The sequence below is a fragment of the Delftia sp. GW456-R20 genome, from assembly GCF_001622915.1.
Taxonomy (GTDB): domain Bacteria; phylum Pseudomonadota; class Gammaproteobacteria; order Burkholderiales; family Burkholderiaceae_C; genus Comamonas; species Comamonas acidovorans.
This window is the reverse complement of the sequence record NZ_LWCN01000004.1, coordinates 864,517-878,457: the sequence shown is the minus strand read 5'-3', so window position 1 is coordinate 878,457 and position 13,941 is coordinate 864,517. Positions and strand designations below refer to the sequence as shown.

Below are 13,941 nucleotides of genomic sequence, written 5' to 3'. Positions count from 1 at the left end.
TTTGTGATGGGAACGCGCCCGCGCCTTATTTGGCTGGCGCCGTTTCGGCCTTGGCGGCCGGCGCAGCGCTGGCGGGCGCAGCGCTGGCGGGCGCGGCGCCGTCCTCGATCGCCTCGGGGTGCATGGGCCGGCGTGCATAGCGCTGGGCCAGCACGGCGCAGACCATGAGCTGCAGCTGGTGGAAGACCATCAGCGGCAGCACGATGGCGCCCACGGCACTGGACTCGAACAGCACCTTGGCCATGGGCACGCCGCTGACCAGGCTCTTCTTGGAGCCGCAGAACACCAGTGTGATCTCGTCCTCCTTGGAAAAGCCCAGGCGGCGCGCCGTCCACGACGTGATGACCAGCACCAGGGCCAGCAGGATGGACGACAGCAGCAGCAGGCCCAGCAGCGCAGGCAGGGGCGTCTGCTGCCACAGGCCGCTGATGACGGCGGCGCTGAAGGCCGTGTACACCACCAGCAGGATGGAGCCCTGGTCCACGAACTTCACGCGCTTGGCATGGCGCGAGATGAAGCCGCCGATCACGGGCCGCAGCAGGTGGCCCAGCACAAAGGGCAGCAGCAGCTGCAGCGCGATCTTGCCGATGGCCTGCAGCGCGTCGCCCCCTTCGGCGCTCTTGTGCAGCAGCATGCTGACCAGGATGGGCGTGATCACGATGCCCATCAGCGTGGAGGCCGATGCGCTGCACACGGCAGCGGGCATGTTGCCGCGCGCCATGGCCGTGAAGGCGATGGCCGACTGCACCGTGGCCGGCAGCGTGCACAGAAAGAGCACGCCCATGTACATCTCGGGCGTGACCAGGGGCTCCAGCACGGGGCGCAGCGCCCAGCCCAGCAGGGGAAAGAGCACGAAGGTGGCTGCGAAGATGGTCAGGTGCAGGCGCCAGTGGCCTATGCCGGCAAAGATGGCCTCGCGCGAGAGCTTGGCGCCGTGCAGGAAGAACAGCAGGCTGACCATGAGCGTGGTCGCCACCTCCAGCCATTGCGAGACGGCGCCCGAGGCGGGCAGGAAGCTGGCCAGTGCCACGGTGGACAGCAGCATCAGCGTGAAATTGTCAGGGGCGAAGCGGGGGCGTGCCATGGGAAAACTCTCTCCAACTAACTATCGGTTCGTGCAGCCAGGCTGCAAGGCCCCGATTGGACGCCACGTCCATTGAAAAGAGAAATGGATTTATCTGATGGTTTTATAATTTTTTCGTATGAATATCAGCCTGCGCCAGCTGCGCGCCTTCCTGGCCGTGGCGGAAAGCCGCAACTTCAGCCGCGCGGGCGAGCTGATGGCGCTGACCCAGCCCGCCGTCAGCCGCAATGTCACCGAGCTGGAGCAGGCCCTGGGCGTGCAGCTTTTGCACCGCACCACGCGCGAGGTGGAGCTGACCGACGCCGGCCGCCTGCTGCAAGGCCATGCCACGCGCGTGCTGGATGCGCTGGATGAATGCCTGCTCGAAGTCAGCGGCCTGGCCACCCAGCGCCTGGGCAAGGTGCGCGTGGCCAGCAGCCCCACGCTGTCGGCGCATCTGATGCCGCGCTGCATTGCGCGCTGCCGCGAGCAGGCGCCGGGCATCGAGCTGCTGCTGCTGGACCGCATCCAGAGCGACGTGCTGCAAAGCGTGCGCAGCGGCGAGGTGGACTTCGGCGTGGTCATCGACCCGCAGGGCCGCGATGACCTGCACTGCGAAACCATACTCAGCGAGCCCTTTTGCCTGGTCTGCCCGGCCACGCACCGGCTGGCCCGCAAGCGTCAGGTGGCCTGGAGCGACCTGGCCGGCCAGCCGCTGGTACTGCTGGACCACGCCTCGGGCAGCCGCCGCCTGATCGACGCCGCGCTGCAGGCCCACGACGCCGAGGCCGCCGTGGTCCAGGAAGTCGGCCACACCACCACCATCTTCTGCATGCTCCAGGCGGGCCTGGGCCTGAGCGTGGTGCCGGAACTGGCCGTGCCGCAGGAATGGCGAACTCCCGCGAGTGGCGCCACCACCCCCGACGCCCTCGCAAGCCGTCCCCTGCTGCCGCGCGTGCAGCGCGACATCATGCTGGTGCGCCGCCGCCAGCGCGAACTGTCGCCCGTGGCGCAAAGCGTGTGGGATTTGATCAGGGGGGAGGCGGGGCAGCTGTGAGGCTGTGGCCACAAGCCGCCGCATACGGCCTGATCGCCTCGCGCACGCGGTCCAGCACCAGCGCGTGGGGCGAGGGGGCCAGCCGCCCGGCGCGCACGGCCTGGTATTGGGCGGGGAGGAACTGGCTGAGCATGTTCTCGGGCAGGGTGCAGGCGGACAGGTTGTCCAGCAGCCGCGCCACGGCGGCGTTCACCGTGGGGTCGGCCCAGTAGTAGCGGATGCGGTCGCTGTAGCTGTAGATGCGCAGCAGCCTTTGGGCGCCGGGATCGGGCTGCTCGCCGCGGTAGTAGCGCTCCCAGCTGGCGGGGCGGCCCAGCATGGCGGACTCCAGCACGGCGGGCAGGTGGGAGCGCTGGTGCGCGTCGATGAGCTGCTCTTCGATGGAGGCCAGCGCGAACAGCACCTCGCGCAGCGCAAAGGTGGCGCCGGGGCCGACCTTGAGGATGGCAAAGCCGTCCTGCACCAGCTGGCGCAGGGCCTCGGGCCGCTGGTAGTCGGTGGAGTGGGCTTCGAAGACCAGTTGCGGGTGCTGGCGCAGCAACTGCTTGAGGTCGGCCGCTTCGCCGGGCGCGTAGTCCACCACGCGCGTGTGATCGAACTCCACCCCGGGCTGGACCACCATGGCAATGATGCGCGGCCAGACGGGGTCCAGCCCCTGTTGCGCGAAGACTTCACGGTGCACCTGCAGCGTGCGCTGGGCGTCGGCGCGGGCAGTGACTTGCACATGCTCCAGCGCATGCGCGGCGCCGCCGGGCACGGGCACTTCGGTGCCGATCACGTAGACGGGGCCGGGCGCCGGGCAGGTGCTGCCGCGCTCGGCCGCCTGGCAGAGCAGGGCAGCGCGGCGGGCCACGGTTGCGTCGTCCAGCGCCTGGGGGTCGTCTGCGCAGGCCATGCTGGCGTCCAGGTGCAGCTTCACGAAGCCGGCCGCCGCATAGGCGTGTACCAGGTCCTGCGCCAGGTCCATGGCCTCGGCGGCAGGCAGGTGCGTCCACGCCGTGGGGCCCAGGTGGTCGCCGCCCAGCAGCACGCGGTCTGGCGGCAGGCCGACGCGGTGGGCGATGGCCAGCACGAAGCGGCGGAAGTCGGCGGGCTGCATGCCGGTGTAGCCGCCGAACTGGTTGACCTGGTTGGCGGTGGCTTCCACCAGCAGGGGCGTGCCGTCGTCCAGCGCCTGGTGCATGGCGGCCTCGATGACCAGGGGATGGGCCGAGCAGATGGAGTAGATGCCGAGTGAGTTGCCTGTTGCGCGCGCATCGCCTGCGGCTGCTGGCGTTTGCGTGGAGCGTGACTGCGCCAGGCGGGTGAAGTGGGTGAGATGGGCCGGCATGGCTTCAGCCCTCCATCACCGCATGCCGCAGGTGCTGCGGCTGTTGTGCCAGCAGCGCGTCTAGCCCGGCAAAGCCGGATGTGCCCTCCATCGGCCCCTTGCTGGCGACGGCCAGCGCGCCGGCCGCATTGGCGTAGCGCAGCGATTGCAGCGCGGTCTTGCCCATGCGCCGGCAGGCGATGAAGGTGGCGCCGAAGCAGTCGCCCGCACCCGTGGGGTCGGCCACGTCCACGGCAAGGGCGTCGAGGTCGATGCGCTCGTCGTCGGCACTGAAGTAGCTGCAGCCGTCGGCGCCGCGCTTGACCACGATTTCGCGCACACCGCGCGCAAAGATCTCGGCGATGGCGCCGGCCTCGTCGGCCGAGCGGGCCAGCTGGGTGACCTCGTGGCCGCTGGGCAGGAAGATGTCGGTGAACTCCAGGATGTAGGCCAGGGCTTCGCGCATTTCGGGGATGCGCAGCATCTCCTTGCGCACGTTCGGGTCGAAGGACACGGTGCCGCCCTGGGCCTTGACGATCTCGATGGCCTTCTTCATGGCATCGATGATGCGAAACGAGAACAGCGACGAGCCCATGACATGGAAGTGCGCGCAGTCCTTGAGCACGGCCTGGTTGACCTGCTCGGGCTGCAGCTGTGCCGAGGCGCTGTTGGTGATGTTGAAGATGAAGTCGCGCTCGCCGCTGTCGCGGTAGGTGACGAAGGCGCTGCCCGTGACGGCGCCCTTGCACACGGCGATGGCGCTGGTGTCCACGCCGTCGCGGCGCAGGCGGTCGATGTTGAGCCAGCCAAAGTCATCATCGCCCACGCAGCCGATGATGGCGGCCGGATGCCCCAGCCGGGCCACCTGGTCGATGAAGATGGCGGGCGCCCCGCTGGCATAGGGCCCGGCCAGCGGCCCCGGCGCGCGAAAGCTCTGGCCTTTTCGCTCGGCCATGATTTCGACGAGGATCTCGCCCATGGTCATGATGGATTGCATGCTCTCCCTCCCTTTGGAATCAAATCCCGTGCGCCGTTCGCTGCACCGCCGGCCCATGCGTCAGCGCCTGCGCCTGCTGTGCACATCGATGCACACGGCCACCAGAATCACGCTGCCCTTGACGATGAGCTGATAGAAGTAGGGCACGCTCATCAGGTTCATGCCGTTGTTGATGACGCCGATCATCAGCGCCCCTATCAAGGTGCCCGCAACGCTGCCGTGGCCTCCGGCCAGGCGCGTGCCGCCCAGCACGGCGGCGGCAATGGCGTCCAGCTCCCAGCCCATGGCCGCGTTGGGCTGGGCCGAGTACAGGCGCGAGGTGAGCAGCAGGCCCCCCACGGCCGCCATCAGCCCCGACAGCATGAAGATGGCGATCTTGAGCCGCCCCACCCGTATGCCCGCATAGGTGGCCGCCTCTGCATTGCCGCCTGCCAGATAGGTCTTGCGGCCAAAGACGGTACGGGCCAGCACGAAGTGGTTGGCGGCCAGCAGTGCGGCCAGGATCCAGATGGGCACGGGCATGCCCAGCCATTCGCCGTTGCCGATCCACAGAAAGGCCTCGTTGTCCACCGGCGCCGGCATGCCGCCCGAGACGATATAGGCCAGACCCCGGAAGATGCCCATGGTCGCCACCGTCACGATGAAGGACGGCAGATGCAGCAGCGCCGACAGCGAGCCGTTGAGTGCCCCCAGCAGCAGGCCGCACAGCAGCACGGCAGGCAGCACCAGGGCGGGCGCCAGGCCCTGGCCCAGCATCAGGCCGGCCACGCTGCCGGCCAGGGCGACCACCGATCCCACAGAGAGGTCGATCTCGCCCAGCAGCAGCACATAGGTCATGCCGAAGGCCACGATGGCGATGATGGACACCTGCAGCAGCACGTTGCGCAGGTTGCCGCCCGTCAGAAAGGCCGGCGACAGCAGGGAGAACAGCAGCACCAGGGCGGCCAGGCCCATGAGGGTGCCGGCGTGGCGCCGCAGCGATCGCCAGCCAGCTCGCAAGCCGTCTCGCGATGTTTCCTGGCTGTCCGGGATGCTTTCGGCGGCGTCGGCGGCGTCGGAGGCATTGGAGGAGCCAGACGCGGTAATGCTCAGTTCGGAAGGGGTCATGGCAGTCCTGCTCCGGTGGCGTGCGCCATCACGGTCTCCTGGCGCAGATGGAGGGTGTCCAGGCTCTGGACGAGGCGCTTGTTGCGCATGACCAGCAGCCGGTCGCTCAGGGCCAGTGCCTCGGGCAGTTCCGACGACACCAGGATGACGGCCGTGCCGGCCGCTGCCAGCTCGCGGATCAGGGCATAGATCTCGAACTTCGCGCCCACGTCAATGCCGCGCGTGGGCTCGTCCAGCACCAGCAGCCGGGGGCGCATGGCCAGCCATTTGGCGAACACGATCTTTTGCTGGTTGCCGCCCGACAACTGGCGCACGGGCTGGTGCAGGCCGGCAACGCGTATCTTCAGCCGCTGCACGCAGGCGCGGGCCAGCGATTGCTCGGCCGCCTCGTCGGTGAGCAGTGCGCCGCCGCGCCCGCTGTGCACCTGCACCATGCAGATGTTGTGCTGCACGGACTGGTCCAGCACCAGGCCTTGCTCCTTGCGGTTCTCGGTCACGAAGGCCATGCCCTGGCCAATGGCGTCGGCCGGCGAGCGCAGGCGCAGCGGCCGGCCGTGCATGAGGATGCTGCCCGTGCAGCGGTGCATGCCGAACAGCGCATCCATGACATCGGACCGGCCCGAGCCCACCAGCCCGAAGAAGCCCACGATCTCGCCCGCGTGGACCTCGAAGTCAATGCCTTCGAAGCGCCCGGCCAGGCCCAGGCCGCGCACCTGGAGCAGGGCGCGCGTGCTGCGGTCAGGGGCGGGGCCGCGCGGCGGATAGATGTCCTGCATCTGGCGCCCCACCATGAGCGCGATCAGCGCCCCGATGTCGGTTTCGTCCCGCGCCAGGGTGCAGATGGAGCTGCCATCGCGCATGACGGTGATCTCGTCGGAGATGCGCATGATCTCGTCCATGCGGTGCGAGACGTAGATGATGGCGCGCCCCTCGGCCTTGAGGCGGGCGATGAGGGTGAAGAGAATCTGCGCCTCGCTGTCGCTGAGCGAGGACGTGGGCTCATCCATGATGACGATGCGCGAGGGCTGGCACAGCGCCTTGGCGATCTCCACCAGCTGGCGCTGGGCCAGCGACAGTTCGGCCACCTGCGCGTTGGGGTCCAGGTCCATGCCCAGGCGGGCCAGCAGCGCGGCGGCGTCGCGGCGCAGTGCGCGGCGGTCCACGCAGCCGGCCCGCTGCGGGAGGCGCGCGGCAAACAGGTTGTCCGCCACGCTGAGGTTGGGCGCCAGGCTCAGCTCCTGGTGAACGATGGCGATGCCGTGGCGCTGCGCATCGGCGGGGCTGGCCAGCTCGGTGCTGGTGCCCTCGATCAGCAACTGGCCGCCATCGGGCCGGTGCACGCCGGCCAGGATCTTGAGCAGGGTGGATTTGCCGGCCCCGTTCTCGCCCAGCAGCGTGTGCACCGTGCCTGCGCGCAGGCGGAAGGAAACGCCTTTGAGCGCCTGCACGGCGCCGAAGGATTTGGCCAGCGCCCGGGCCTCGAGCATGGGGGGCGGCGCAACGGCGTCGAGCATGGCACGGCCTGGGTGGCTGTGTGCAGTGGGGCCTGGCATGGCGGGCTCCGCAGGTCCATTTACCTGGCGGCAGCCGTGTACACGCCGGGCAGCACAGGGTGGAATTTTTCCACCGGCTTGCCCTGCAGCAGCTGCGCGGCAATGGCCACGGCTTGCAGTCCCAGCTGGTCGGGGTACTGGCGGATCACGCCCACGAAGGCTGGCTCCCGGTCCACGGCCGCGCGCGCCTCGGCCATGCCGTCAAAGCCGACGATCTTGACCTGCTCCAGCTTTCTTGCGCCCTTGACGCTGGCCAGTGCAGCCAGGGCCGCATCGTCGCCAAACCCGAAGATGCCTGCCAGGTCGGGGTGGGCCTGCAGCATGTTCTGCGAAGCGGCCAGGGCCTCGGCCCGCGTGATGCCCGGCTGCACGGAGACGATCTTCATGCCGGGAAAGGTGGCGATGGCGGCCTTGAAACCCTCCACGCGATCGACCACGGACTGTATGGACGGGTAGTGCAGCACGCCGATCTGGCCCTTGCCGCCCGTGGCGCGGCCCATGAGCTGGCCGGCCAGCACGCCGCCGGCGCGGTTGTCGGTGGCCACGTGCGATGCGACCTCGACCCCGCTGGCGGCAATGTCCACGGTGATCACGGGAATGCGGGCGGCGGCAGCCTTGAGCACGGCGGCCTTCACGCCGCGTGAATCCACGGGCGACAGGATGATGGCATCCACCTTCTTGCTGACGAAGTCCTCCACATCGGAGATCTGCTTGCCCAGGTCCTGGTTGGCAATGCTCAGGTCCAGCTTCAGCCCCTGCCGCGCGGCTTCCTGCTGCATGGCCTGGGCCAGTTCCAGGTAGAACGGGTGCTGCTGCGTGAGCAGGGACACGCCGATGGTGCGGGCAGGGCTGGGGCCGGGGCCCGGCTGTGCAAGCGCCGGGCTGGCCGGCAGGCCGAATGTGAATGCGCCGGCCAGCATGCGCCGGAGAAACGTGTTGCGGTCCATGGCTGTCTCCCTCCCTCTGTCGTTGTGGAAAAGCTCAGGTTCTGGCGAATTCGATGCGGCCCTCGGCCTTGCGGGTGGCCTGCAGCCGGTGGTGCGCCAGCAGATCGAAGGCGCCCGGCTCCATGTCCTGGTGGGCGCACAGGCCGTCGATCTGGGCGATGTCGCAGACCGGGTGCCCGCCCGTGGTGCTGTCCAGATCCAGGGCCAGCGCCACGGCCTTGGTGCTGTGCTCCACGGCTGCCGAATACAGGCGAGCCGCGCCCGGGTCGCGGCACAGCAGGCGGTTGCGGTCGTCGATGCCGCAGATCTCGAACAGGCAGATGTCCAGCGGCCGGGCCCGCAGACCCGCTTCTGCCCCGGGGCCGATGAGGCCGGGCTCGTCGCCGGCCAGCGTGCCGCCCGTGACGTGGATGGCGCAATCGAGAAACTGCCGCGCCGTCGCCACCATGGCCAGGTCGTGCAGCGTCAGCGCAATGCCCTGGCGGCTGGCCAGCAACGGCAGCACGCGGTGGGTGATGCGGCCGCTGCCCAGGAAGACCGAGGCGTCGTCCTCGATCCAGCCCAGCGCGCCCTGGGCCACCTGGGCCTGCGCCGGGCCTTGCGCGGCGGCAGGGGCGCCGGGCAGCTCGGCGGCCGTCTTGAGCAGGGCCGGGTTGTAGCGCGCCTTGCCGAAGGCGCGCACCACATAGCCTTGCTGCTCAAGGTAGTGCAGGTCGTTGCGGATGGTGACGGTGGAGACGCCGAAGAGCACGCTCAGCGCCTCCACCCGCACCTCGTCGGTCTTGCGCGCCAGCTCCACGATCTGCAGCCTGCGCTTGAGTGAACTGTTGCCTTGGTCCTGCATAGATTCTTTCGATTCGAAAGTTTTTTATTTCGTATCGAAAGTTTCCCTGCGTGCAAACGCCACGTCAAGCGCTCCCCGGGTATTCACCGGGGCGTCCGCTTCGGGGAGGGCTATCGGCTGGCCACGCCCAGGTTCACGACCACCGGGCGCTGCAACTGTGCCGTCCAGGCCCGGTAGGTCCGGTGGGCCAGGGCGTTCAGCACGGGAATGCGCAGGTCCAGGTGGCGCAGGATCTCGCTCTCGGTCTGCGCCGCAGGGCCGCGTGCGCGCAGCAACTCGTCATGGCCTTCGGTGCACCAGGCAGCCACGCTGGCGGCGGTCACTTCCATGTGGCCCTGGAAGGCCCAGTGCCGGCCGTGGCGAAAGCCCTTGTTCAGGCAGTGGCTGCCGTACATGGTGCGCACGGCGCCGCGCGGGATCTCGAAGGTGTCGTAGTGCCAATGGAAGATCGTCGCCTCGCGCGGCAGGTCCATGACCTGCTGGGCGGCGGCCGTCACCCAGATGCGGCTCCAGCCAATGTTGGGGCAGGGGTTGCGCCAGACCCTGGCGCCCATGGCACGCGCCAGCATCTGTGCGCCAAAGCAGTGGCCGAGCACGGGGATGTCGCTGCGCAGCGCATCGGCCAGCAGGGCCTGTTCATCCTCCATCCACGGCAGGCCCTCGTTCACGCTGTGGTTGCTGCCCAGCACCACGATGCCGCTGTAATCGGCGGCGTGCACAGGGGCTGTGCCATCGAGGGCGGGCTGCAACAGTCGGTAGGGAATGCACTGCTGCTCCAGGTGTTCACGCAGAACGCCAGGGCCCTGGGCGGATTCGTGCTGGAGGATGGCGACAGGTCTCATGGCGGCGCGGCTTCATCGGGAAGCCATTTGTTGTGAGGCCTTGACTCTAGGGACGGCTGCCTCAAGGGCGGATTGTGTTTGCGCACAACGCCATCAAGGCCGCATCAAGGCCGCCTCATGCCTTGCGCAGGCCCAACGCAAAAAGGCGCCACGGCCGTGGCGCCTTTGATGGTGGCAACTCCGTCAATCGTGGTGCCGCCCGGAGCGCTGCGGGCCCGGCTGCCTGCCACGGCGGCGCAGTCCCAGCGCCGCCGCGCCCAGCAGGAGCAGAGAGGCCCAGGCCCCGCCCACGGGGATGGCTGCGACGGAGTCGCTGCCTGGGACATCGCCCGCGCCAGGCGTGGTCTTGGTGGTGGTCGCCGTGCTTGAGTCGACATCGCCCGTCGCCTGGGTCTGGGTGACCGTGATGGTCACCGATCCCTTGGGCAGGCCGCTCACGTCTGTGGCAGGAGTGGTCCAGTGGCCATTGCCATCGCAGGGCACGGTCACCACCACGGCCTTGGGTGCCGTGCCGATGGTCACCGTCACGCTGCCGCCGCCGGCCGTGCAGGTGCCAGAGAGGATGTAGCCGCCCTGGTTGCCCGCGTCAATCGGGGGAGGATTCACCACCGTGACCGAGGGCGTGGTGGGCGGCGTGGTATCGACCTTGGTGACCGTGGCATCGGCCGTGCCCGAATTGCCGGCGGCATTGGTCTGAGCCACATGGATGCCCACCGTGCCCGCAGGCAGTGCGCTCACGTCGGTGGCGGGGATGGTCCAATCGCCATTGCTGTCGCAGGGCGCAGTGGCCACCACCGCGTTGGGCGCCGTGCCTATGGTCACCGTGACGTTGCCTGCGCCGACTGTGCAGGTGCCAGAGAGGATGTAGGCGCCTTGGTTGCCGGCATTGATCTGGGGCGGGGTGCCCACTGTGACCACAGGCAGCGTGGTGTCTGCCTTGGTGACGGAGACATTGGCGGTCCCTGTATTGCCAGCCGCATCGGTCTGGCTTGCCTGGATGGGCACCGTGCCCGCAGGCAGCCCGCCCAGGTCGGTGGCGGCAGTGGTCCATTGGCCGTTGCTGCCGCACGCTGCGATGGCTTCCACGGAGTTGGGCGCCGTGCCGATGCGCACCCTGACATCGCCATCGCCGGCCGTGCAGGTGCCCGAGACGGTGTAGCCGTGCTCATTGCCGGCATTGATCGCGGCTGCGTTGTCCACCGCGACCAGGGGTGCCGTCGTGTCCGTGGCTGCGGCCGTGGTCTTGGTGGTGATGACACTTCGCGTGCCGGTGTTGCCGGCCGCATCGGTCTGGGTGGCCGTGATGTCCACCGGACCCAGGGGCAGGCTGGCCACATTGGCAGCCGGTGCCGTCCAGGCTCCGGCTGCATTGCAGGCCGTCGTCATGGTCACGAACTTCGGGGCCGTGCCGATGGTCACCTTCACATTGCCATCGCCCGCGGTGCAACTGCCTGCGACGATGTAGGCCTCCTGGTTGTCTGCATTGATCACCGGGGACGTGGTGATGTCTACCGCAGGTGGCGTGGTATCCCCTTGCGCTGCGGCGCAGTCGGCAAGCGAGGCTTGCGAATGGCCCAAGACGAGGTTGACGTCGGCGAGGGTGGGTATTTTCGCGCCAATGCGCAGGGCATTGACTTCCATTCCCCCATCCACGGGAGTTTGCTCATTGAATACGATTTCCAGGATTCCGGTATTCAGTCCAGTATTGGGGGATGGATTCAGTGGAATTGGGACAGGGATACCGAGCACGGAGATGCTCAGGTTCTCGATGGTCGCGGCCCCGGTGGGCTGGACGGCGCCATTGACGCAGGTTGCCTGCACTTGGGACTGCAGCACATCAGCCTTGATGGCCACGACGCCAGCGATGGACAGGTTGATGTCACTGATGCCTGCGGTTGTTTCGACGCGGTTTTGCGCCAGCGAGCTCCCGGTGCTTGCCGAGAGCACACCCGCCTTCAATGAAATCAAGCTATCTTTGGCGCTCCCGATGTCTGCAGCAAGCATTTTCCCGGAGACATTGAACGCCGGCGGCGCACTTTGCAGTCCGGTATCTACCAGCGGGATATCCAGCCCGAGGCCTACCAATGAAACGCCGGCCTTCACTTCCAGCGCATAGCCGCGACCTTCCCCTGCCGAGGCGGCCCATGCGGTGCCACCCGTCCCCAAAACGATTGTGCAGCTGACTGCCATTGCCGCCGTAAAGCCGGCCAATTTCCGTCGATTTCCCGCGCCACGCTTTTGCATGCCATCGCCCTTTCATGAGTTCCTGAATTGAATGACCATCAAGCCGATGAATGGCTTGCCTGTTTTCAAAAGCGGAATCTAAAGGGTTGATTGCGTTTTGTAATGATCTTTTTGATGAAAATCGGATTTTCAGAGTCGTCCTAGGATTATTGGGGAAATGGGATTTATCCTAGGAATAGCTTATTTGATCTCGGATGTTTCTGATTGATTATGAAAATACCGTTTTTCAAGAGCTTCTGAGAAGTGTCCTGGCCGGGCTTTCAAGGCGCCTGGCATGCCCCCGCGATTTGTCCTGCGCAGCAATTCGCCTGTGGCCTTGCCGCAGGGTTGGACAGGTGCGGCCCAGCACGCCGGGGGCCGCATCCGGGGGGAGTTACGGCTTGGGTGTTTGCCTGCCCAGGCGCAGCTCGCTGACCAGCACCCCGCCCACGATCAGCGCGGCCCCCAGAATTGCCAGCCCCGGCAGCCGGTCGCCGGCCATGCGCCCCACGATGCCGGCCCAGACCGGCTCGCTGGCATAGATCACGGTCGCACGCGTGGGCGACAGGGACTTCTGGGCCCAGTTCATGGTCAGCTGGATCAGGATGCTGGCGCAGGCCATGGCCGCCGCGGCGGACAGCCAGACCCAGGAGAAATCGGGCACGGATTCGCCCGCCACCGGCATGGCCAGCAGCGCCATGACGCCGGCCGCCAGCAACTGCACCGTGGTCACGCGCCGCGCATCGACCTTGCCCGCGAAATGCCCGATCATCAGCACCTCGGCCGCAATGGCCAGCGTGCTCAGCATGGTTGCCATCTCGCCCACGTTCAACTCCATGCCGCCGGACTCAGGTCCCGCCACCAGCATCAGGCCCGTGAAGGCCAGGCCAATGCCTATCCAGCTCATCAGGCGCGGCGGCTTGCCCATCACCAGCCATTGCACAAGAGGCACCAGCGGCACATACAGCGCCGTCAGAAACGCCGACTTGCTGCTGCTGATGGTCTGCAGCCCGAAGGTCTGCAGGCCATAGCCCAGGAAGATGCTGGCACCGATGGCGATGCCCGCCACCAGCTCGGTGCGCGTGAGCCCGGCCATGGCCTTGCGGAACACCAGCAGCCCGATCAGACCCGCCGTGACAAAGCGCAGGCCCACAAAGAACAGCGGCCCGCTGTGCTGCATGGCCAGGTGGACCACGAGAAAGGTGCCGCCCCAGACCATGGTGACGGCGATCAGGGCAAGCTCCTGCCGGCTGAGCAGCGGCGTGCGCGAACTGTGAGAAGATGACGTGTGCAACATATTGCGCAGATCATATGAGAAATATATTGCACAGCGCTGGCGAGCGCTCCGATGTCCTGGCTTTCGTCAGCGAAAACCTGCGCCGCCTGCGCCAGCGTGCAGGACTGAGCCAGGCGGCCCTGGCCGAGGCCGCAGGCCTGAGCCGGCGCATGGTCGTGCAGCTGGAAGGCGGCGACACCAACATCAGCCTGTCCAGCCTGGACCGGCTGGCCGACGCGCTGGGCGCCAGCTTCATAGAAATCGTCAGCGACCCGGCCGCGCAGCGCCTGCGCATGGACGCCATGGCCTGGCGCGGCACCCGGCCCGAAAGCCAGGCCATGCTGCTGGGCAGCGTGCCCGCCACGCGCGAGGCCCAACTGTGGTCCTGGTCCCTGGGCCCCGGCGAACGCTACCAGGCCGAACCCGACCCGGAAGGCTGGCACGAGATGATCGTCGTGGTCGAAGGCCGCCTGCTGGTGGACCTGAGCGAGGGCCCCATGACCATCGAGGCCGGCGACTACGCCATCTACGGCAGCGCCCAGGACTACGCCTACGTGAACCTGCACGAAGGTGTGACGCGGTTCATCCGGAATGTGATTTCCTGAGGGGCGCTGCAGCGGTCTGTGCCGTGCTTTGGGCAAGGCACTGTCGCCAGTGAAGTGCGGCAGCCTGCGGTGTCGCTTCAGACTGAAGCCGTGCATACACAGCGCGGACCACCAAAGG

General features: G+C 67.6%; 13 protein-coding genes. 3 read left to right on the top strand and 10 right to left on the bottom strand.

Annotated features, from left to right (window positions below):
• Positions 1–25: 25 nt before the first annotated feature.
• Positions 26–1,084 (bottom strand): bile acid:sodium symporter family protein, encoded by a 1,059-nt coding sequence (locus A4F85_RS09350; RefSeq protein ID WP_063326412.1) that lies wholly within the window; start codon positions 1,082–1,084, stop codon positions 26–28.
• Between the two features lie 118 nt (positions 1,085–1,202).
• Here A4F85_RS09350 and A4F85_RS09345 point away from each other — a divergent pair, with 118 nt between their 5' ends.
• Positions 1,203–2,120 carry a LysR family transcriptional regulator gene (locus A4F85_RS09345; protein WP_063326411.1) on the top strand — a complete coding sequence of 306 codons (918 nt, stop codon included), beginning with the start codon at positions 1,203–1,205 and terminating at the stop codon, positions 2,118–2,120.
• Here A4F85_RS09345 and A4F85_RS09340 read toward each other — a convergent pair.
• The 8 genes from A4F85_RS09340 to A4F85_RS09305 all read right to left on the bottom strand — a co-directional run bounded on the left by A4F85_RS09340 (position 2,095) and on the right by A4F85_RS09305 (position 11,297).
• Positions 2,095–3,450 (bottom strand): D-tagatose-bisphosphate aldolase, class II, non-catalytic subunit, encoded by a 1,356-nt coding sequence (locus A4F85_RS09340; RefSeq protein WP_063326410.1) that lies wholly within the window; start codon positions 3,448–3,450, stop codon positions 2,095–2,097. The two genes, A4F85_RS09345 and A4F85_RS09340, sit on opposite strands and share 26 nt — an antisense overlap.
• 4 nt (positions 3,451–3,454) lie before the next feature.
• Positions 3,455–4,426, bottom strand: a complete 972-nt coding sequence (locus A4F85_RS09335; protein WP_063326409.1) for a tagatose kinase — start codon at positions 4,424–4,426, stop codon at positions 3,455–3,457.
• Positions 4,427–4,486: 60 nt separating this feature from the next.
• On the bottom strand, positions 4,487–5,533 hold the full coding sequence (locus A4F85_RS09330; protein WP_063326408.1) for an ABC transporter permease: 1,047 nt from the start codon (positions 5,531–5,533) through the stop codon (positions 4,487–4,489).
• Entirely contained in the window at positions 5,530–7,086 is a 1,557-nt protein-coding gene (locus tag A4F85_RS09325) for a sugar ABC transporter ATP-binding protein (protein ID WP_063326407.1), read from the bottom strand. The genes A4F85_RS09330 and A4F85_RS09325 overlap by 4 nt, the downstream gene beginning before the upstream one ends.
• Positions 7,087–7,106: 20 nt before the next feature.
• Positions 7,107–8,033 (bottom strand): substrate-binding domain-containing protein, encoded by a 927-nt coding sequence (locus A4F85_RS09320; RefSeq protein ID WP_043823111.1) that lies wholly within the window; start codon positions 8,031–8,033, stop codon positions 7,107–7,109.
• A gap of 34 nt (positions 8,034–8,067) precedes the next feature.
• On the bottom strand, positions 8,068–8,877 hold the full coding sequence (locus tag A4F85_RS09315) for a DeoR/GlpR family DNA-binding transcription regulator (protein ID WP_063326406.1): 810 nt from the start codon (positions 8,875–8,877) through the stop codon (positions 8,068–8,070).
• A 110-nt stretch (positions 8,878–8,987) separates the two neighbouring features.
• Entirely contained in the window at positions 8,988–9,719 is a 732-nt protein-coding gene (locus A4F85_RS09310) for a type 1 glutamine amidotransferase (RefSeq protein WP_012205023.1), read from the bottom strand.
• Between the two features lie 183 nt (positions 9,720–9,902).
• On the bottom strand, positions 9,903–11,297 hold the full coding sequence (locus tag A4F85_RS09305) for a hypothetical protein (RefSeq protein ID WP_231890511.1): 1,395 nt from the start codon (positions 11,295–11,297) through the stop codon (positions 9,903–9,905).
• On the opposite strand from A4F85_RS09305, the gene A4F85_RS31095 reads away from it, so the two are divergent.
• The gene (locus A4F85_RS31095; RefSeq protein ID WP_231890510.1) at positions 11,289–11,681 is read left to right on the top strand and encodes a hypothetical protein; all 393 of its coding nucleotides are present in this window, start codon (positions 11,289–11,291) and stop codon (positions 11,679–11,681) included. The genes A4F85_RS09305 and A4F85_RS31095 overlap by 9 nt on opposite strands.
• Positions 11,682–12,336: 655 nt before the next feature.
• Here A4F85_RS31095 and A4F85_RS09300 read toward each other — a convergent pair.
• Complete coding sequence (locus tag A4F85_RS09300) at positions 12,337–13,239, bottom strand: DMT family transporter (protein WP_063326404.1); 903 nt, start codon at positions 13,237–13,239, stop codon at positions 12,337–12,339.
• 14 nt (positions 13,240–13,253) lie between these two features.
• On the opposite strand from A4F85_RS09300, the gene A4F85_RS09295 reads away from it, so the two are divergent.
• A complete protein-coding gene (locus A4F85_RS09295) occupies positions 13,254–13,823 on the top strand; it encodes a helix-turn-helix domain-containing protein (RefSeq protein ID WP_026062195.1) in 570 nt (189 codons plus the stop codon).
• Positions 13,824–13,941: the final 118 nt, after the last annotated feature.

Coding starts and splice junctions, on each gene's coding strand:
- A4F85_RS09335 (WP_063326409.1), bottom strand. CDS start 4,426: ATGCAATCCATCATGACCATGGGCGAGATCCTCGTCGAAATCATGGCC.
- A4F85_RS09330 (WP_063326408.1), bottom strand. CDS start 5,533: ATGACCCCTTCCGAACTGAGCATTACCGCGTCTGGCTCCTCCAATGCC.
- A4F85_RS09340 (WP_063326410.1), bottom strand. CDS start 3,450: ATGCCGGCCCATCTCACCCACTTCACCCGCCTGGCGCAGTCACGCTCC.
- A4F85_RS09310 (WP_012205023.1), bottom strand. CDS start 9,719: ATGAGACCTGTCGCCATCCTCCAGCACGAATCCGCCCAGGGCCCTGGC.
- A4F85_RS09325 (WP_063326407.1), bottom strand. CDS start 7,086: ATGCCAGGCCCCACTGCACACAGCCACCCAGGCCGTGCCATGCTCGAC.
- A4F85_RS31095 (WP_231890510.1), top strand. CDS start 11,289: ATGGCCCAAGACGAGGTTGACGTCGGCGAGGGTGGGTATTTTCGCGCC.
- A4F85_RS09350 (WP_063326412.1), bottom strand. CDS start 1,084: ATGGCACGCCCCCGCTTCGCCCCTGACAATTTCACGCTGATGCTGCTG.
- A4F85_RS09300 (WP_063326404.1), bottom strand. CDS start 13,239: ATGTTGCACACGTCATCTTCTCACAGTTCGCGCACGCCGCTGCTCAGC.
- A4F85_RS09345 (WP_063326411.1), top strand. CDS start 1,203: ATGAATATCAGCCTGCGCCAGCTGCGCGCCTTCCTGGCCGTGGCGGAA.
- A4F85_RS09315 (WP_063326406.1), bottom strand. CDS start 8,877: ATGCAGGACCAAGGCAACAGTTCACTCAAGCGCAGGCTGCAGATCGTG.
- A4F85_RS09295 (WP_026062195.1), top strand. CDS start 13,254: ATGAGAAATATATTGCACAGCGCTGGCGAGCGCTCCGATGTCCTGGCT.
- A4F85_RS09320 (WP_043823111.1), bottom strand. CDS start 8,033: ATGGACCGCAACACGTTTCTCCGGCGCATGCTGGCCGGCGCATTCACA.